Annotated in this window: 15 protein-coding genes and 1 tRNA gene; 8 read left to right on the plus strand and 8 right to left on the minus strand. The window is 59.2% G+C overall.

The genetic code is table 11. The features are described from left to right. Positions 1-86 precede the first annotated feature (86 nt). Positions 87-923, plus strand: coding sequence for an alkaline phosphatase family protein (locus ACXAGD_RS11880; RefSeq protein WP_475210866.1), 837 nt, complete (start codon positions 87-89; stop codon positions 921-923). Between the two features lie 4 nt (positions 924-927). On the opposite strand, the gene ACXAGD_RS11885 is transcribed toward ACXAGD_RS11880, so the two are convergent. The 8 genes from ACXAGD_RS11885 to ACXAGD_RS11920 all read right to left on the minus strand — a co-directional run bounded on the left by ACXAGD_RS11885 (position 928) and on the right by ACXAGD_RS11920 (position 9,833). After that, the gene (locus tag ACXAGD_RS11885) at positions 928-1,851 is read right to left on the minus strand and encodes an alpha/beta hydrolase (protein ID WP_475210869.1); all 924 of its coding nucleotides are present in this window, start codon (positions 1,849-1,851) and stop codon (positions 928-930) included. A gap of 13 nt (positions 1,852-1,864) precedes the next feature. Beyond that, entirely contained in the window at positions 1,865-3,754 is a 1,890-nt protein-coding gene (locus ACXAGD_RS11890; protein WP_475210871.1) for an acyl-CoA synthetase, read from the minus strand. A 157-nt stretch (positions 3,755-3,911) separates the two neighbouring features. Next, on the minus strand, positions 3,912-5,732 hold the full coding sequence (locus tag ACXAGD_RS11895) for an ABC transporter transmembrane domain-containing protein (protein WP_475210872.1): 1,821 nt from the start codon (positions 5,730-5,732) through the stop codon (positions 3,912-3,914). Between the two features lie 128 nt (positions 5,733-5,860). Then, positions 5,861-5,935, minus strand: a tRNA-Gly gene (locus ACXAGD_RS11900). A gap of 106 nt (positions 5,936-6,041) precedes the next feature. Beyond that, positions 6,042-7,178 (minus strand): N-acetylglucosamine-6-phosphate deacetylase, encoded by a 1,137-nt coding sequence (gene nagA / locus ACXAGD_RS11905; protein WP_475210875.1) that lies wholly within the window; start codon positions 7,176-7,178, stop codon positions 6,042-6,044. Continuing rightward, positions 7,175-8,203, minus strand: a complete 1,029-nt coding sequence (locus ACXAGD_RS11910) for an SIS domain-containing protein (RefSeq protein ID WP_475210877.1) — start codon at positions 8,201-8,203, stop codon at positions 7,175-7,177. Before ACXAGD_RS11910 ends, nagA begins: the two co-directional genes overlap by 4 nt. An 18-nt stretch (positions 8,204-8,221) precedes the next feature. Further along, positions 8,222-8,971, minus strand: coding sequence for a GntR family transcriptional regulator (locus ACXAGD_RS11915; RefSeq protein WP_475210878.1), 750 nt, complete (start codon positions 8,969-8,971; stop codon positions 8,222-8,224). Then, positions 8,958-9,833: a glucosamine kinase nucleotide-binding domain-containing protein gene (locus tag ACXAGD_RS11920; protein WP_475210879.1), complete on the minus strand. Its 876-nt coding sequence runs from the start codon at positions 9,831-9,833 to the stop codon at positions 8,958-8,960. Before ACXAGD_RS11920 ends, ACXAGD_RS11915 begins: the two co-directional genes overlap by 14 nt. 169 nt (positions 9,834-10,002) lie before the next feature. Here ACXAGD_RS11920 and ACXAGD_RS11925 point away from each other — a divergent pair, with 169 nt between their 5' ends. From ACXAGD_RS11925 to ACXAGD_RS11955, 7 genes are all read left to right on the plus strand, one after another. Next, on the plus strand, positions 10,003-10,887 hold the full coding sequence (locus ACXAGD_RS11925; RefSeq protein ID WP_475210881.1) for an N-acetylmuramic acid 6-phosphate etherase: 885 nt from the start codon (positions 10,003-10,005) through the stop codon (positions 10,885-10,887). A gap of 26 nt (positions 10,888-10,913) precedes the next feature. Next, complete coding sequence (locus ACXAGD_RS11930) at positions 10,914-12,167, plus strand: ABC transporter substrate-binding protein (protein ID WP_475210884.1); 1,254 nt, start codon at positions 10,914-10,916, stop codon at positions 12,165-12,167. A 65-nt stretch (positions 12,168-12,232) separates the two neighbouring features. Further along, a complete protein-coding gene (locus tag ACXAGD_RS11935) occupies positions 12,233-13,147 on the plus strand; it encodes a carbohydrate ABC transporter permease (RefSeq protein ID WP_475210885.1) in 915 nt (304 codons plus the stop codon). A 10-nt stretch (positions 13,148-13,157) separates the two neighbouring features. Beyond that, positions 13,158-13,997 carry a carbohydrate ABC transporter permease gene (locus tag ACXAGD_RS11940; protein ID WP_475210887.1) on the plus strand — a complete coding sequence of 280 codons (840 nt, stop codon included), beginning with the start codon at positions 13,158-13,160 and terminating at the stop codon, positions 13,995-13,997. Next, positions 13,994-15,028 (plus strand): Gfo/Idh/MocA family protein, encoded by a 1,035-nt coding sequence (locus tag ACXAGD_RS11945; protein WP_475210889.1) that lies wholly within the window; start codon positions 13,994-13,996, stop codon positions 15,026-15,028. Before ACXAGD_RS11940 ends, ACXAGD_RS11945 begins: the two co-directional genes overlap by 4 nt. Continuing rightward, a complete protein-coding gene (locus ACXAGD_RS11950) occupies positions 15,025-16,017 on the plus strand; it encodes an ABC transporter ATP-binding protein (protein ID WP_475210890.1) in 993 nt (330 codons plus the stop codon). The genes ACXAGD_RS11945 and ACXAGD_RS11950 overlap by 4 nt, the downstream gene beginning before the upstream one ends. 212 nt (positions 16,018-16,229) lie before the next feature. Beyond that, positions 16,230-18,119, plus strand: coding sequence for a PhoX family protein (locus ACXAGD_RS11955; protein ID WP_475210892.1), 1,890 nt, complete (start codon positions 16,230-16,232; stop codon positions 18,117-18,119). Positions 18,120-18,156 lie beyond the last annotated feature (37 nt).

Here is an 18,156-nt window from a genome sequence, read left to right on the forward strand (position 1 = left end):
ATTTTGCTATTCGGGGCGCGAATTGGCAGCCCAAGCGCAGCGAATCCCCTAGGTTCGCCTGAAGTGTTTAAGAAAAGGGTCAGACTATGGACCGCAAACTCCTCCTCATCATTCTGGACGGCGTCCCGTGGCGCAACTTCCGTCGGTTGTTCGGCAACCTCGAAGGCTGGGTCGACAGTGGCGAGGCCCGCGTGTGGAAACTGCGCGCGGTGCTGCCATCGACCTCAGCCAGTTGCTATGCCTCGATCCATACCGGTGTCACACCGCAGGAACATGGTTGTACCGGCAATGGCAATGTCTTCCGCCTGAGCCATAAGGACGTGTTCAGTCAGGTGCGTGAGGTGGGCGGTGTAACCGGGGCCGTGACCCACAGCTATTGGTCGCAATTCTTCAACCGTCATCCGTTCGATTACGTCCGCGATGTCGAATATGACGAACCTGACAGCAAGACCATCAATCATGGCCGGTTTCACACGATGACCGGCTATGGCAAAGCCAATCAAATGACGCCCTGCGATGTAGACCTGTTCGCGTCTCTGACAAACCTGTGCCTCCGCTTCGGGCTGGATTACGGCATTCTGCATACCTGCACGCTGGACAGTATGGGGCACCGCTTCTTTCACGATTGCGAGGAAATGGACCATGCCTGTTTCGTGATGGATGAGATGCTGGCCCCGTTCATCCCGCGCTGGCGGCAGTTGGGGTACGAGGTGATCGTCACCGCCGATCACGGTCAGGATGAGCGCGGTCACCATGGTGGACGCAGCCCGCTGCAACAGGAAACCGCACTATACTACTTCGGTGACGCAGAAGGCCCCGAGGTCGACACGGTCATCGACCAGCTACAGCTGGCCCCCACGATCCTGGACCGCATGGGCGCACCAATTGCCGAAACGATGAAGGCCAAGCCATTCCTGAAATAAGAGATCAGTCGTAGGGCCAAACCTCTTGGCCCAGTGCCTCGATGGCGATCGATATCCGCTCGAAACTGTCTGCGGCGCGCTTTACCGAGGTTCGCGCCCGCAGATAACCATGCACGAGGCCGGGCTCGTTGATACAATGCGCTTGACCACCGGCGGCAGCGATCTGCTCGCAATAAATCGCACCGTCATCGCGCAGCGGATCGCAGTCTGCCGTCACAACCACGGTCGACGGCAGGCCCGAGAAATCGGTATCATGCAAGGGCGCAAAACTCGGGTCGTTTTGTGGAACTACGCCGCCACAGCGGACTTTCTCGTAGAACTTGATTTCATCCAGCGTCAAAAGCGGTGCTTGTGCGTGTTCGATGTAAGACCCGGTTGATGTATCACCGCCCAGACCCGGATAGATCAGAACCTGTCCTAGCACGCCCTCAAGGCGCCCGCGGCTAAAGTGTGCAACCGCAGCCGCTAGATTCCCCCCGGCACTGTCCCCGGCCAGAACTATGGGATCACCGAATTCTGTATCTGCCCAGTTGGTGGCAGTCCAGCTGTCTTCGAACTGGGCGGGATGCACATGTTCGGGGCATAGGCGGTAATCGATGGCAACTACCCGATACCCGGTCTGAGCGCAAATCTCGGCGCAGACATCGTCGTGGCTGTCCAGCCCGCCGACAACAAAACCGCCGCCATGATTATAGATGACGGTTCTTGTCGGATCTCCAGCGGTGTAAACCCGGACAGGCACGCCATCGGCGGACCTGTCCTGCACCTCCAGACCCGGAGGTCGGGGTTGGCGAAAGTCCTGACACATCTCGTTGTAGACGCGGCGTTGATCCTCAATCGTCAGATCGACCGCGTCGTCAGGATAGCTTTCTGCCGTTCGTCTTATGAACGCCCAGGTTTCTTCATCGATCAGACGTTCATAATCCATTGTCCCTCCGCAGTCAGGCTGCCCATTCCCATGGCCGGGTGAACGATCCCAGCACCTTACCGACATCGTCGTCCGAGGAACCGTTGGCGTCAAGCTGCGCGACAAGCCCGCGTTTCTTGTCGTCGATCACCGAGACAACGCGCGCATCCACCCCTGCCTTTTCAAGCGCGCCGTTATAGATCCGGGTGATCGCCTGTTTGCGCAGCTCTGGCTTGAACACCTTGCCGACTGCAGTTTTCGGCAGCTCGTCCAGAATGGTCATGTGCTTGGGCTGCGCCGCGCGCTCATGGACGTGCACGCTGCAATACTCCATCAGCTCTTTCTCGGTCACGCTGGCCCCATCGACCAGTTCGACAAAGGCACAGGGCACCTCACCCGAATAGGCGTCGGGTTGACCGATGGCACCAGCAAAGGCAACGGCATCGTGCCCAAGCAGAGCCTCTTCAATCTCGGCCGGGTCGATGTTGTGACCGCCGCGGATGATCAAGTCTTTGGCGCGGCCTGTGATCCACAGATAACCGTCCTCGTCAAACCGCCCCAGGTCGCCTGTGCGCAGGTACTTGTCAAAGTGGTAGAGACCCACGTTCTTGTCGGTCTCGGTATAGGTGTTGCCCGCGTAGACGCCGGGGTTAGAGATACAGATTTCTCCGATCTCATCCGCGCCGCATTCCTTGGGTCCATCCGGCCCGTCCTGAAGGATTTTGACATCCGTATAGGGGAACGGAATCCCGATCGAGCCGATCTTCTTTTCACCATCCACCGGGTTGCACGAGACCAGACAGGTCGCCTCGGTCAGGCCGTAGCCTTCGACGATGGTCACGCCGGTTGCTTCCTCGAACCGGCGGAACAGTTCAACCGGCAGAGGGGCCGAGCCGGAAAATGCTGTTTTCACTGTTGAGATATCGGCATCCACCGGGCGTTGCATCTTGGCGGCGATTGCGGTGGGCACGGTTATGATGAACGTCACCTTCCAGCGTTCTATGAGCTTCCAGAAGTTGTCAAAAACCCCGTCGCCACGATACCCCTGAGGTGTCGGGAAGACGACGTGCGCACCGGAAGACACTGCCGCCATCACGATCACATGCACGGCAAACACGTGAAACATCGGTAGCGGGCACATCACCACATCCTCTTCCGAGAACAACAGCGTCCCGCCCAACCATCCATTATAAATCAGGCCCGAATATTTGTGCTGCGCCACCTTGGGCATGCCCGTTGTGCCGCCCGTGTGGAAATAACACGCAACACGGTCTTCCTTGCTGTCCTCGAAGGTCAGTGTTGTGGGTTGTTTGGCCAGTTCCTGATGGAAGTTCTTGTAATCTGCATGGGCCAGATGTTCCTTGTCGCCCATTTTGGGGCGCAACAAAGGCACCAGCCAGGATTTCGGCGGCGTCAGATAGCGGTTGAGGTCGATCTCCAGAATGGTGTTGACCTTGGGCGCATGGCGCACCGCCTCTTCGACCTTTTGCGCAACGTCAGTTTTGGGGAAGGATTTCAGCGTCACCACCACCTTGGCCCCCGTTTCGCGCAGGATCGCGGCGATCTGTTCGGGCTCCAGCAACGGGTTAATCGGGTTGACGATACCGGCCACCGCGCCGCCCATCATGGTGATCAGCGTCTCGTTACAGTTGGGCAGCACATAGGCAACCACGTCCTTTTCGCCCACGCCCAGCGACCGGAACAGGTTGGCGGCCTGATTGACCTTGCCAAGCAGGTCGGACCAACTCAGCGTCTCGGCCTTGTCGGTCGGGCCTGAAAAAATCTGAAAACTGATCGCATTTCTGTTGGGAAATTTCTCTGCTGTACGCGACAGCAACTGATGGAAGGTGACCGGAACATCGCGGTCCTCCCACGACATTTCCTGCTCCATCCTTGCCTTGTCTTCCAAACCCACAAAGGCCATGTGGTTCCTCCCTTTTCTCTCCCGTGTCCGGCACGGGTTTCGCATCCACCGCCAAGATGGAAGCAAAACCGCACAGGTGCAAGGAAGGCCTTAGCTGTGAAGGCCGCAAAGAGGTAGAATGACGCTGCGGACTTAGCCGCATTGCCCCAGCGTCACTTTATTCGGCGGCTATACCGTCTGTGAACTGCAGACGCGCCAGACGGGCATACAGGCCATCCTGCGCCACCAGATCGTCATGAGTGCCCTGCGCCACAATGCGCCCGGCCTCCATCACAACGATCCGATCTGCCTTTTTTACCGTCGCCAGCCGGTGCGCAACGATCAGTGTGGTTCGGCCAGCGCGCATTTGGTCGACAGCCCCCTGCACGGCACGTTCGCTTTCCGCATCCAGCGCCGAGGTTGCCTCGTCCAGCAGCAGCACCGGCGCGTCGCGCAGGATCGCGCGAGCAATGGCGATGCGTTGTTTCTGGCCACCTGACAGCATCACGCCACGCTCCCCGACGAAGCTGTCATAGCCCTCGGGCAGTGCCGAGATGAAATCATGTGCAGCAGCGGCGCGGGCGGCGGTCTCAACCTCGGCATCCGAGGCATCCAGACGGCCAAAGCGGATGTTCTCACGGGCAGAGGTGGCAAAGATGATCGGGTCCTGCGGCACCAGCGCCATGTGTTTGCGGAAATCGGCACGGTCGATGTCACGCAGATCGACGCCGTCCAGCATGACCTGCCCCGAGGCTGGGTCGTAAAACCGCTGGATCATCTGGATGACGGTTGTCTTGCCTGCGCCCGAGGGGCCGACAAAGGCCACCGTCTCACCCGGATTGACCTGCAGCGACAGGTGTTCCAGCGCCACGACGTCCGGGCGCGAGGGGTAACGGAAAGTGACGTCGTCAAAGCGAATCTCACCCCGAACCGGCGACGGCAGCGCGGCCGGTTTGGCCGGGTCGTTGACGGTGTCCTGCGCGTTCAGCAGCTCGACCAGTCGCTCGGTCGCGCCAGCGGCGCGTTGCAGCTCGCTCCAGATTTCGGACAGGGCCGCGACCGACCCCGCCATGATGATCGAGTAGATGACGAACTGGATCAGCACCCCTTCGGTCATAACGCCGTTGCGCACGTCATTGGCACCCATCCACAGCACGCCGACAATGCCGGTGAATACCAGGAAAATCACGATGACCGTCAGAACCGCGCGGGTCTGAATCCGACGTAGCGAGACGACATAAGAGGTCTCGGTCATGTCATCAAATTGCTTGCGGCTGGCATGTTCGTGGGTAAAGGCCTGCACCGTTTGCACCGCGCTCAGCGCCTCGCCCGCGTTACCGGACGACGCCGCGATCCAGTCCTGATTTTCGCGGCTGATCACGCGCAGACGGCGACCCAACAGAAGGATCGGTACTACCACGATCGGGATCAACAGCATCACCATCCCGGTCAATTTGGCCGAGGTCAGCAACATCAGCACCAGACCGCCAAGGAACAACAGCATATTGCGCAAGGCGATAGAGACGGACGATCCCAGCACCGATTGGATCAGCGTCGTGTCTGTGGTGATCCGGCTCAGGACCTCACCGGTCATGATACGTTCGTAGAACTCGGGGCTCATGCCGATAACGCGGTCAAACACTGCCATGCGGATATCGGCCACTACACGTTCACCCAGACGCGTCACCAGCGCATAGCGCAAGCCTGTACCCAAGGCTAAAATGGCGGCAATGCCCAGCGCGGCCAGAAAATACCAATCCAGCAACTCGCCATCTTCGATACGGAAGTTGTCGACCACACGGCGCACAGCCAGCGGCAAGGTCAAAGTCATGCTGGCGGTAAGAACCAATGCCAGCGTCGCGCCGATCATCAGCAACCGATAAGGCCGCATGAACGGCCAGAGTGACGCCAGAACGCCAATCTTCTTGGACCCGGCACGCTCTTCGCTGGCACCGGGTGCAGATTGCTGTGCCGGACTGGCTGAGGCTCTTCTTGCCATGCTTGGCCTTTAACTCAAGTTCGCATTCATTTGCCCGCTTCTTGGCGGCAGTGCACCGCCGGGTCAAGCTGCGCAATGCGAATTGATCCCTTCGCAGGGCCATTTGACGCAGAATTTAGGGGCTGACTTGGAGCGGGCGGCGGGAATCGAACCCGCTTCATCAGCTTGGAAGGCTGAGGTAATAGCCAGTATACGACGCCCGCTCAGCGCAGGTCGGTTTAAGGGATGCGCCTGACGCCGTCAAGCGCCGTTCGACGGTGGAATCCAATTTCTGCGCACAGCTTCAGCAAACCGCAATTGGCCGCTGTGTTAGCCCTGTATCGGAAGCCAATCACATGCACTAAGATCCGACGAAATCCGGATCGTCGACGTATATTGCAACGGCTGCGCCGTCGATTGCCCAATCAGTGACGCCGGATAGGTGGTCGCGGCCGCTAGTGCCTCTTGCAGCGGTACACCCACCTGCGTGACAAGGTTGTGGATGGCTTTTGTCAGATCAAGATCGGCCCCAGCAAGTGTTCCATCCGAAAGCGTAAGGCGACCGTCGGTCCGCGCGATCCGGCGGCCCTCAAGCTCGAACTCTGTCTGATCTGTACCTGCAACCGCCATGGCATCGCTGACCAGAAACACCTGACCGGGCGCGGTTTTGGCGGCCCATGCGGCGCGCATAACCTCGGGGTGAACATGGATGCCATCGGCGATTAGCCCCGCCGACAAGCCGCCATTGGCCAGGGCCGCCCCGACCAGACCAGGTTCACGGCTGCCCAACTGACTCATGGCGTTGAAAAGATGCGTCACACAGCGCGCGCCCGCCGTGGCATAGCGCTGGCAGGTCGCGAAATCCGCGTCAGTATGGCCCAGCGACACCAGAACGCCCGCATCAAACAAAGCCTTTACTTGCTGCTCTGACACGGATTCGGGCGCGAGGGTCACCTTGAGGCACGGCAGCTCCCCTGCAGCCGCGATCAGAGCCGCCAGATCCGTGTCCCCCATCGGGCGAACCAGTGCGCCGTCATGCGCCCCTTTGCGTGCGACCGACAGGTGCGGCCCCTCAAGGTGCAGCCCGGCCACGCCCGGAACACCAGTTCGCACCGCCTGTATCGCGGCCCTGATGGCCGCCTGCGTTTTCTCGGGCGTGTCGGTGATCAGGGTCGGCAGCAATGACGCCACACCTAACCGGCGATGCGCCTCGGCAATTCGTCGGATCGTCTCGACCGAGGGGTCATCGTTGAACATTACCCCGTCGCCGCCATTGACCTGCAGATCAACATATCCGGGGCTCAGAATGTCTCCGTTCAGGTCAATGACTTGCCCTTCGTTTTTCGCTTGTTCTTCAGGTACAAGCGCGGCCAGCGCCCCGTCACGGAATACAATCGCCTGACCGAAATGCAGGCGCCCGCCATCGAACAGAGCCCCGTTGCGAAATGTCACTGAAACTGAGGTCATACCGTCTCTGTCACCTTTCTCAGATGGCGCGGCGCATCCGGGTCGATTCCCCGAGCGCGGGCCACGGCCTCGACCATACTGTAAAACGAAGTGATGGTGGCAATAGGGTCGGTCAGCCAGTGATCGGTTCGTACCACCGGCAAGCTTTTTGCGCGGGTTACCTTGTTAGTGGCTGCGAAAACCGCAGCCCCTTTGACGGCAAAAGCATCCGCAGCCTCGGCTGTTGCCTGTTCCGCCGCGTCCGCTGCGGCAAACACAATGGTAGGGAACCCCTCTTCGATGATTGAGACTGGCCCATGCAGAACTTCGGCCGCTGAATAGCTTTCGGCGTGAATCTGACAGGTTTCCTTTATCTTCAGCGCGGCCTCATTGGACATCGCATAGGACGGTCCGCGGCCTAGCGTGAACAGCGACCGGCCTGTGATTGCCTTACCCGCCGCCGACCAATCGCAATGCGCGGCCTCCGCCAAGTGATCCGGCAGGGACCGGATCGCGGCGGTCAATTCACTGTCGCCCTTGATCTCGGCCAACAACCAAAGTCCCGCCACCAGCGAGGTGACGAATGTCTTGGTCGCAGCCACGCTCAGCTCAGGCCCCGCGTGCAAAGGCAGCACCGCATCCGTCACCCCTGCCAGCCGTGAGGCTTCGTCATTGGTGATGGCGACAGTCACTCCGCCGCCAGTTTTCAGCGACCGTGTCATACCAACGATATCGGGGCTTTGGCCCGACTGCGACACCGACAGGCACAGCGCGCCACTAGCTCGCAACTCAACCCCATAAATCGAACTGACCGACGGTCCGACCGACGCCGCAGGCAGGTTCAGCAGCAATTCCGCCGCATATTTCAGATACACACAGGCATGGTCCGACGATCCCCGTGCCACAGTTATCAGAAATCCGGGATCGGCATCTTTGACCAACTGAGCCGCGCCCTGAATGTGCGGCACGCCCTGGCTCAGCAGCCGATCAACGGCGTCAGGGATTTCCAGTATCTCCTGACGCATTTTCGAACTGTATTCAGTCATGTTTTCCGGCCTTTCCGGCTATAAACGCAATTCGGCGACAAAGTCGTAGGCGTCACCGCGATAAAGTGATCTAGTCAGCTCAGCGACCCGACCGTTTTTGAGGAATGAAATCCGTTCGATATTCAAACCGGCGGCCCCTTCAGGCACGTCCAGCAGATCCGCTTCGCGCGCAGCCAGATTGAGGGCCGAGATTTTCTGCACCGCGCGTACCGGCCGCCGCCCCAAACCCTCCAACACCTCATACAGTGAGGTCGTCACCTCGATCGGGTTCGGCAGGATATCCAGCGGCAACGCGGCGCGTTCCAAAGCTAGCGGACGGCCATCCGCTTCACGCAGGCGGTAGATACGGGAAATCTGTTCGCCTTCCTTCAAGCTCAGCGCTTCGACCTCTTCCGAGGTCGGCGCAAAGACTCCACGCTCAAGCCATTTCGAGGTTGTGCGCATACCCCTACTCGACATGTCCTCGGTGAAAGACGTCAGATGTGTCAGCGATTGCTCGACCCGCGGCACGCGTTCACGAATAAAGGAACCCGACCCCTGCCGCTGTTCGATCACACCCTCTTGAACCAGTTCCTGTATCGCTTTGCGGACAGTAACCCGCGACAGATCGGTGATCTCTACCAGTTCCCGTTCCGAGGGTAGTGAGGCGTTCGGAGCCAGCACGCCGGTATCGATCCCCTCTTGCAGCCTGCGCCGTAACTGGACATAGCGCGGGCCCTTATCAGGGCTTAACCATTGATCGGCGCGCAGGAAGTCAGTGATGCTCATGGCGGACCTCCTTGGCCATGGCCAACGCGCCGGTTAGGGGCTCTCCTTTCGGAGGACGAATGGCAGACTGCATCTCGTTCGGCAGGTAAGGCGCATAGTGCCCGGCGATCCCGCCGGTCAGACAGATCGCCCTGCCCGCTTGCCAACCCAGCTGGTTCGCTGTTTCAGTGATATAGTCAGCTCCGGCCTGCACGATTTCCACGGCAACAGTATCCCCTGCCTGTGCGGCGGCGGTGACAGCGGGTGCAAGCACGCCGAACTGCGCCGGCGTTGCAGACCCGGCAAAAGACACGATTCCAGCCGTACCACGCAAATCGGCCAGCAGCTTTTGCGTCAAACCGGTCTGAATCTGCGTACCATCATGGGCGCACAGCGTTTCGGACAAGGCCCGACGCCCGACCCACTGGGCCGAGGCTTCATCCCCAAGAACCGAACCCCAGCCCCCAGCAAATCGCATCTTGCCATCCAACTGAATCGCAAGGAACGAACCAGTGCCGCAATGCGCGATCAGTCCGTCCTGCGCCCCCAACGCACCGCGAACGGCAGCAGGGCGGTCATCCTCGACTCGCGAGCAGGTCAGCCCCAGAGCGTCGCGCAACCGCTCGGCTATGACATCATCGGTAACACCTGCAAGGCCGACAAAGGCAGGCCAGCCGCGCAAGTCAGCGATATCAACCCCGACTTGTCGGGACAAAGCATCAAACCCAGCCCGAATCTGCGCAAGCGCTCCGTCAAAATCGCTCGAAACATTGGCGGCGCCCGTTTCAACGCAACGGGTTACCCCATTGATTTCACAGGCTACTCGGCAGCGCGTTCCGCCACCATCCACCGCCAATACGGCGCTATTTCGAGACTCAACCATGACAATACCATTATAATACCTTTTTACTTCAGGAAAGCCAATTTTCCACAAAATCCTGGAGCATCACCGCTTATATATTGAAAATACGGACAAAAGTTCGCGACAAAAGAAAAATATAGACAAGTGGTATTAGATAGGTATCGTATAACGAACTTACGGGGGGATTCTCTTGACGCTGCCGCCGACCGAACAATTGCACCCTGACGCTGCACAGCTGACCCAAGGCAACCTGGTCAGTGCGGCGCGCGCGCTGGCCGAGGGCCAGATCGCTGCGGCCACCGCCGTCCGCGGCGCGCTGGACAACGTTGCCCGCGGCGCCGCTGCCATGGCAGAGACCATCCGCGCCGATGGTGTGCTGCATTTCGCAGCAGCCGGATCATCTGGCCTGATGGCGGCAGCCGACGCGCAGGAGTTGGGGGGCACATTCTCAATCCCCCCTGACCGCCTGCGTATCCACATGGCTGGCGGTCTGCCATCCGGCGTCCAAATGCCGGGCGGAGCCGAAGACGCGACCGACGGACTCGAAGACGTACTAAGCGCATTGACACCACGAGACACGGTGATCGCGGTGTCGGCCAGTGGATCAACGCCCTACACCCTAGCCGCCATGAAAATCGCCCTCGCCCGCAATGCAACTGTGATCGGCATTGCCAACAATGCAGGCAGCCCGCTGCTGCAAGATGCAGACATACCAATCCTTTTGGCCACACCGCCAGAGTTGATCTCCGGCTCGACCCGCATGGGCGCAGGAACGGCACAGAAGATCGCGTTGAACATGCTGTCGTCGCTAATGGCGGTTGAGTTGGGCCATGTACACGGTGGGATGATGGTCAACCTGCATGCTGACAACCACAAGCTACGGGCGCGGGCAACCGGGATCGTTGCCCGGATCGCCGACGTGGATGCCGAAACCGCGCAGCAAGCGCTAGACGCGGCAAACGGTGAGGTAAAACCCGCCATCCTGATCGCCGCACAGGGCCTGTCGGCCAAAGATGCCTCGGCGCGTCTACAAGCAAACAACGGGATTCTGACTGCCGCACTGGCGCAAAACTAACAACGACCAACAAATGGGAGAGAACAATGACACATAAAAGCCTGAAGCTGGCCTTGCTGGGTACGACCCTGATGGCCACAAGCGCCCTCGCCGAGGACGTGACGCTTACCATCGAAAGCTGGCGCAACGATGACCTGACCCTGTGGCAGGATCAGATCATCCCGGCCTTTGAAGCTGCACATCCCGGCATCAAGATTCAGTTCACCCCATCAGCCCCGGCAGAGTATAACGCCGTCCTGAACTCGAAACTCGACGCGGGCTCGGCTGGTGACCTGATCACCTGCCGCCCATTCGACGCCTCTCTGGCGCTGTATGAAGCCGGCCACCTGACCGACCTGTCTGGTGTCGATGCGATGGGCAACTTCTCGGACGTTGCGAAATCAGCGTGGCAGACGGACGACGGTGCGGTCGGCTTCTGCGTTCCGATGGCCTCGGTGATCCATGGCTTTATCTACAACAAGGACGCGTTCAACGAACTCGGCATCGAGGTTCCCACCACCGAGGATGAGTTCTTTGCCGCGCTCGACAAGATCCGGGAAGACGGCACCTATATCCCACTGGCCATGGGCACCAACGACCAGTGGGAAGCCGCCACGATGGGTTACAACAACATCGGCCCGAACTATTGGAAGGGCGAGGAAGGCCGTCAGGCGCTGATCTCGGGCGAGCAGAAACTGACCGACGAGGCATGGACAGCCCCTTACGCGACCCTCGCCCGCTGGGCTGAATATATGGGCGACGGGTATGAGGCGCAGACCTATCCCGACAGCCAAAACATCTTCACCCTTGGTCGTGCCGCAATTTATCCCGCCGGATCGTGGGAAATCTCGGGCTTCAATACGCAGGCCGATTTTGAGATGGGCGCATTCAAGCCGCCAGTCCGCAATGCAGGCGACACCTGCTATATCTCGGACCACACCGATATCGGCATCGGCATGAACGCCGCCACCGAGCACCCCGAGGCCGCTGAGACCTTCCTGGCCTGGGTCGCAAGCCCCGAGTTTGCCGAAATCTTTGGTAATGCGCTGCCCGGTTTCTTCCCGTTGTCCAGCACTCCGGTGGAGTTGCAGGACCCGCTGGCCAAGGAAATCGTCGGCTGGCGCGAGGAATGTGAATCGACCATCCGCTCGACCTATCAGATCCTGTCGCGCGGCACGCCGAACCTTGAAAATGAGACCTGGGGCGCTTCGGTCGCTGCCATCAAGGGCGCCAAGTCGCCCGAAGAACTGGGCGCCGAGCTGCAGGAAGGCCTGTCCAGCTGGTACGCCCCGCACCAGTAAGCTGACATCTACCCGGGCGGAAATGCACGCCCGGGTACACCCGACACTTCATTGAAAGCTGACCCATGAACCGCCCCCGCATCCGCTGGCATATCGTCGTATTTCTGGCACCCGCCGTGCTGGTCTATACGGCGGTGATGATCTTTCCGCTGTTCAACACGTTGCGGCTGGCTCTGTTTACCGAGGTCGACCAGACCCGTGTATTCGTAGGGTTGCAGAACTTTCAAACGCTGTTTTTTGATCCGGTCTGGTCCGAGCAATTCTGGAATGCATTAGGGAACAACTTCTGGTTCTTCCTGATCCACATGCTGGTGCAGAACCCCATCGGAATCGCGCTGGCGGCGCTGCTGAGCCATCCGCGACTGCGGTTTGCCGCGCTGTACCGGTCGGCAATCTTCATCCCCACGATCCTCAGCTTTGTGATCGTCGGCTTCGCATGGAAGCTGATCCTGTCACCGATCTGGGGCATTGCGCCCTCGATGCTGGACGCTATCGGCCTCAAGTCCCTGTTCGCTCCCTGGTTGGGCAAAGAGGAATACGCCCTGACTACACTTGCGCTGATCTCGGTTTGGCAGTTTGTCGGCATACCGATGATGCTGATCTATGCCGCCCTGTTGACCATCCCTGAGGAAATTCTGGAAGCCGGAGAGATTGACGGCATCACCGGGGCTTCGGCCTTTTGGAAGATCAAGCTGCCGCTGATCCTGCCGTCGATCGGGATCATCTCAATCCTGACCTTTGTTGGCAATTTCAACGCGTTCGACCTGATATACGCTTCCCAAGGCGCGTTGGCCGGACCGGATTTCTCAACCGATATTCTGGGCACATTTATGTACCGCACCTTCTTTGGTTTCCAGCTGCAACTGGGCGATCCGCATATGGGATCGGCCATCGCTGGCGCCATGTTCGCGATCATTCTCGTGGGTGTCTGCATCTACCTGTTCGGCATCCAAACCCGGATGCGCCGGTATCAGCTGTGAGGGCCGCGCGATGAACAAAGCACGCCAAAACCCGTTGAACACTGCCGCAATGCATGGGGCGCTGATCCTCTATACGCTGATCGCCCTGTTCCCGGTGTTCGTGATCCTGATCAACAGCTTCAAGACACGTCGCGCGATCTTTCGCGAACCACTGGCCCTGCCGAATGCCGATAGCTTTTCAATGATCGGCTATGAGACGGTCATGAAGCAGGGGGACTTCTTCCTCTATTTCCAGAATTCGATGATCGTCACCGTGGCGTCATTGTTCTTTGTCCTGCTGTTCGGTGCCATGGCGGCCTACGCGCTGTCGGAATATCAGTTTAAGGGCAACCTGCTGATGGGGCTCTATCTGGCGCTAGGGATCATGATCCCCATCCGCATCGGCACCGTTGCGATCCTTGAGATGATGGTGGCCACCGGGTTGGTGAACACGCTTTGGGCCCTAATACTTGTTTACACAGCGCAAGGGTTACCGTTGGCGGTGTTCATCCTGTCAGAGTTCATGCGGCAGGTAAGTGATGACTTAAAAAATGCCGGCCGTATCGACGGGCTTTCGGAATATACGATCTTCTTCCGGCTGGTTCTGCCTTTGGTGCGACCAGCGATGGCGACCGTGGCCGTTTTCAACATGATCCCGATCTGGAATGACCTGTGGTTCCCGCTGATCCTTGCCCCGGCGGAAGAAACCAAAACGCTCACGCTGGGCAGTCAGGTCTTCATCGGCCAATTCGTCACCGACTGGAACGCGGTGTTGTCGGCGCTGTCGATGGCGATCCTGCCGGTGCTGGTGCTTTATGTCATCTTCTCGCGCCAGCTGATCCGCGGCATCACTTCAGGAGCTGTCAAATGACCCGTGTTCTGATTGCAGGCCTTGGCAATATGGGGTTGAGCCATGCGCTGGCTCATCACAACCACCCGGATGCGCAGATCGTTGGCCTCGTGAACCGGTCCGGCCGCGTAAATCACCCCGAGTTGACAGGTTATCCGGCCTATGCCGATTTTCAGACTGCCCTGACCGAGACAAGCCCTGATCTGGTCGTGATCGCCACCTATTCCGACAGCCATGCCGATTATGCCTGTGCTGCGATGGAGGCTGGTGCGCATGTGTTCGTAGAAAAACCGTTGGCCACCAATGTCGCCGACGCGCGGCGCGTTGTGGAAACCGCCACCAGACTAAACCGCAAACTGGTCGTGGGATATATCTTGCGCCACCACCCGTCATGGATACGCCTGATCGCTGAGGCGCGCGATCTGGGCGGGCCTTTTGTGTTCCGTCTGAACTTGAACCAACAATCCTCGGGGGCGGAGTGGGAGACGCATAAGAAACTGATGCAGACAACCTCACCCATCGTCGATTGCGGCGTGCACTATGTGGATGTGATGTGCCAGATCACCGATGCGCAGCCCGTTCGCGTGCACGGCATGGGCCTGCGCCTGTCCGATGAGATCGCTGAAGACATGTATAACTACGGCCAGTTTCAGGTGATCTTCGACGACGGCTCGGTCGGCTGGTACGAGGCCGGATGGGGGCCGATGATGTCCGAGACGGCGTTCTTTGTGAAAGACATCGTCTCCCCCAACGGTTCGGTTTCGATCACCGACGGCAACAAAGGCGCATCTGCCGATATCGACGGCCACACCAAGGTCGGTGGTCTGTTGGTCCATACGCCAAACGGAGACCGAACCATCGAAATGCCCGATGAGCCTGGCCACCAGGAACTCTGCGATGCGGAACAAGCCTATATGCTGCGCGCCATCGCGAAAAACATCGACCTGACGCGCCACATGGCTGACGCCGTCCAATCCCTTGCAATTTGTCTGGCCGCCGATGAAAGCATTCGAACAGGCCGACCCGTTTCGCTGAAGGAGCCCACATCATGACCGCTCTGACCCTAACCAATGTGAACAAGTCCTTTGGCAATGTGCATGTCCTAAAAGACATCACGCTTGAGGTCGAGGAAGGTGAGTTCGTCGTCTTCGTCGGCCCTTCGGGTTGTGGCAAGTCCACCCTTTTGCGGGTGATCGCAGGGCTCGAAGACGCGTCCTCGGGCGAGATCAATATCGGCGGTCAACAGGTCAATCTGGTGCCGCCTTCCAAGCGCGGGATCGCGATGGTGTTCCAAAGCTATGCACTTTACCCCCATCTAAACGTGCGCGGGAACATGACGCTGGCGCTAAAGCAAGAAAAGCAGTCCAAAGCAGTGATCGAAGAACGCGTCGCCAAGGCCAGCCAAATGCTGAATCTTGAGGACTATCTGGACCGCTACCCGTCTGAGCTGTCCGGCGGTCAACGCCAGCGCGTCGCCATCGGGCGCGCTATTGTGCGCGAACCGAAATTGTTCTTGTTTGATGAGCCGCTCTCGAACCTCGATGCAGCACTGCGGATGAACACGCGGATCGAGATCGCCAACCTGCACCGGGCGCTGGATGCTTCGATGATCTATGTGACCCATGACCAGACCGAGGCGATGACGCTGGCCGACAAGATCGTTGTGCTGCGTGACGGGCGGGTGGAACAGATCGGCAGCCCCATGGAACTGTATAACAACCCCGCCAACCAGTTTGTCGCCGGTTTCCTGGGATCTCCGTCGATGAACTTTCTGCCCGAGGGTTTGCTGGGGGATGGCCAGAACACCATCGGTATCCGCCCCGAAGATCTGTTCCTCTCCGATGACGGCCCGCTGGCCGCGCAGGTCAGCCACGTGGAAAAACTGGGTGGCGACACCAACGTCATCGCCAGGGTGCAGGACCATGCATTGACCGCACGGCTGTTCGGTCAGCACGCGATCGCAGAGGGTGAGGAACTGAGATTCGCCTTTTCTGCCGACAAGGCCTATCGCTTTGATGCGGCGGGCCAACGCCTGCGTTGAGAATACGCTTCACGCAAAGGTGATCATTGCCCGCTGCCCAATTCCGCGGGAAAGCTTACGTGCATTTTTTGGCACTTGGCGCGTTTATACGCTCAGTCAAAGCCGTTTTTTTGTTGCCTCGGATGCCGCCCTTAAGATTGCTGTTAACAACCTGTCACAAAGACACCCTAAGTCCATTTCATCGCAATCCATACGACAGCTAGGAGCCATCGATGACCAACGTAGACCCTACCAACTTGTCTGCTGACGACTGGGACGAGTTGCACTTCCCCCGCCCCGAAGAAAACGACTTTGACCGTGTTGTCGAACGCGCCATTTCACGTCGCGGATTTCTGGGCGGTGTGCTGGCCTTTGGCTCGGGTGCTGCAGCCATGGGCGCTGGCCTGATGGGGTCAACTGCGGTCCAGGCTGCTGGCGCTTCGCGCTTTGCGTTCACTCCGATTGCCACGCAGACCGACGGCACTGTGCACGTGCCAGAAGGGTACGAATGGAAAATGCTGATGCGCTGGGGCGACCCGCTGTTTTCCGACGCAGACGGTTACGACCTTACCGATGGTGGCGCAGTCGAAAAATCGGACCGCATCTTCGGCGAGAACACCGACGGGATGGAGACGTTCTCGTTTCAGGGCCACGAGCTGATCGCGATCAACCACGAGTTTCCGAACCGCAAGATCAACCTGCCCGCCGCAAACGAAGGCGTTCCCGCTAGCGCTGACGACGTCCTGAAGCTGCAGAACCTGCAGGGCGTTACCGTGATGGAAATCACCGAAGGCTCGGATGGCTGGTCGGTTGTCAAAGACAGCCCCTTCAACCGCCGCATCCACCACAATACGCCCATGAAGATCACCGGCCCTGCAGCCGGTCATGAACTACTGAAGACCGAGGCCGATCCGACTGGGACCACCTCGCTGGGCACCATGAACAATTGTGGTTCGGGCAAGACGCCGTGGGGCACTTATCTGACCTGCGAAGAGAACTTTAACGGCTATTTCGGTTCGTCCGACGAGAATGCGGCCTATGACCAGAAGGTCGCGGATGGCATGGCGCGTTATGGCATCAAAGCCACAAGCTGGAACGGGTATGAACTGTTCGATCCACGCTTTGACACTTCGAAAAACCCGAACGAGCCGCACCGCGCGGGTTGGATCGTTGAAATCGACCCGACCAAGCCGGACAGCAAGCCTGTCAAGCACACCGGTCTGGGCCGCTTCAAACACGAAAACGCTGAAGTAACGCTGGCCGTCGACGGTCGTGTTGTCGTTTATATGGGCGACGATGAGCGGGGAGAATACCTTTACAAGTTCGTCTCGAACGGCACCTACCAGCCAGGTGGAGAGACCGAGAACCTATTGAATGACGGCACGCTGTATGTCGCCAAGTTCAATGACGACGCAACGGGTGAATGGCTGCCGCTGACACCGGAAACAACCGGCATGGATGCGGCCGAAATTCTGATCTTCACCCGTATGGCAGCGTCCGCTGCGGGTGGCACCACAATGGATCGCCCGGAATGGGTTGCCTCCAGCCCGGTCGCGGTCGAGGCCTATTGCTGCCTGACAAACAACAAGAACCGCGGCGTCGAGCCGAATGCTGGTGGTGATGACACCGCAGTTAACGGCCCCAACCCGCGCGAGGCCAACAAGTACGGACAGATTGTACGCTGGCGTCCGGCCAAAGAAGACCACGCCGCCGAAGCCTTCGACTGGGATCTTTATGTCATGGCCGGTAACCCGACCGTGCATTCCGATGACCGCGCCGGCTCGGCGAATGTGAACGAGGGCAACCTGTTCAACTCGCCTGACGGCATGGCCATCGACTCCACCGGCCAGGTCTGGATTCAAACTGACGGGAATGATGACAACGAGGAAGATTTCGCAGGCCACGGCAACAACCAGATGCTGGTTGGTGATCCGGTCACCGGCGAAATCGCGCGCTTCATGACCGGCCCCAACGGTTGTGAGGTTACTGGGCTGGCGTGGTCCACCGACCTGCGCACTATGTTCGTTGGCATCCAGCATCCAGGCAGCAACTGGCCCGATGGCGGCACGCCGCGGTCATCGGTGATCGCGATCAAGCGCGCCGATAACGGTCTGGTTGGTTGAATCATAGGGAAACGCCTCCGACCATTCGGTTTCGGGG

The sequence above is a fragment of the Ruegeria sp. ABF4_144 genome (genome assembly GCF_056160045.1).

What these genes read in the sequence shown, in the direction of transcription:
- ACXAGD_RS11880 (WP_475210866.1), top strand. Translation starts at nt 87, where the DNA reads ATGGACCGCAAACTCCTCCTCATCATTCTGGACGGCGTCCCGTGGCGC.
- ACXAGD_RS11885 (WP_475210869.1), bottom strand. Translation starts at nt 1,851, where the DNA reads ATGGATTATGAACGTCTGATCGATGAAGAAACCTGGGCGTTCATAAGA.
- ACXAGD_RS11890 (WP_475210871.1), bottom strand. Translation starts at nt 3,754, where the DNA reads ATGGCCTTTGTGGGTTTGGAAGACAAGGCAAGGATGGAGCAGGAAATG.
- ACXAGD_RS11895 (WP_475210872.1), bottom strand. Translation starts at nt 5,732, where the DNA reads ATGGCAAGAAGAGCCTCAGCCAGTCCGGCACAGCAATCTGCACCCGGT.
- nagA (WP_475210875.1), bottom strand. Translation starts at nt 7,178, where the DNA reads ATGACCTCAGTTTCAGTGACATTTCGCAACGGGGCTCTGTTCGATGGC.
- ACXAGD_RS11910 (WP_475210877.1), bottom strand. Translation starts at nt 8,203, where the DNA reads ATGACTGAATACAGTTCGAAAATGCGTCAGGAGATACTGGAAATCCCT.
- ACXAGD_RS11915 (WP_475210878.1), bottom strand. Translation starts at nt 8,971, where the DNA reads ATGAGCATCACTGACTTCCTGCGCGCCGATCAATGGTTAAGCCCTGAT.
- ACXAGD_RS11920 (WP_475210879.1), bottom strand. Translation starts at nt 9,833, where the DNA reads ATGGTTGAGTCTCGAAATAGCGCCGTATTGGCGGTGGATGGTGGCGGA.
- ACXAGD_RS11930 (WP_475210884.1), top strand. Translation starts at nt 10,914, where the DNA reads ATGACACATAAAAGCCTGAAGCTGGCCTTGCTGGGTACGACCCTGATG.
- ACXAGD_RS11935 (WP_475210885.1), top strand. Translation starts at nt 12,233, where the DNA reads ATGAACCGCCCCCGCATCCGCTGGCATATCGTCGTATTTCTGGCACCC.
- ACXAGD_RS11940 (WP_475210887.1), top strand. Translation starts at nt 13,158, where the DNA reads ATGAACAAAGCACGCCAAAACCCGTTGAACACTGCCGCAATGCATGGG.
- ACXAGD_RS11945 (WP_475210889.1), top strand. Translation starts at nt 13,994, where the DNA reads ATGACCCGTGTTCTGATTGCAGGCCTTGGCAATATGGGGTTGAGCCAT.
- ACXAGD_RS11950 (WP_475210890.1), top strand. Translation starts at nt 15,025, where the DNA reads ATGACCGCTCTGACCCTAACCAATGTGAACAAGTCCTTTGGCAATGTG.
- ACXAGD_RS11955 (WP_475210892.1), top strand. Translation starts at nt 16,230, where the DNA reads ATGACCAACGTAGACCCTACCAACTTGTCTGCTGACGACTGGGACGAG.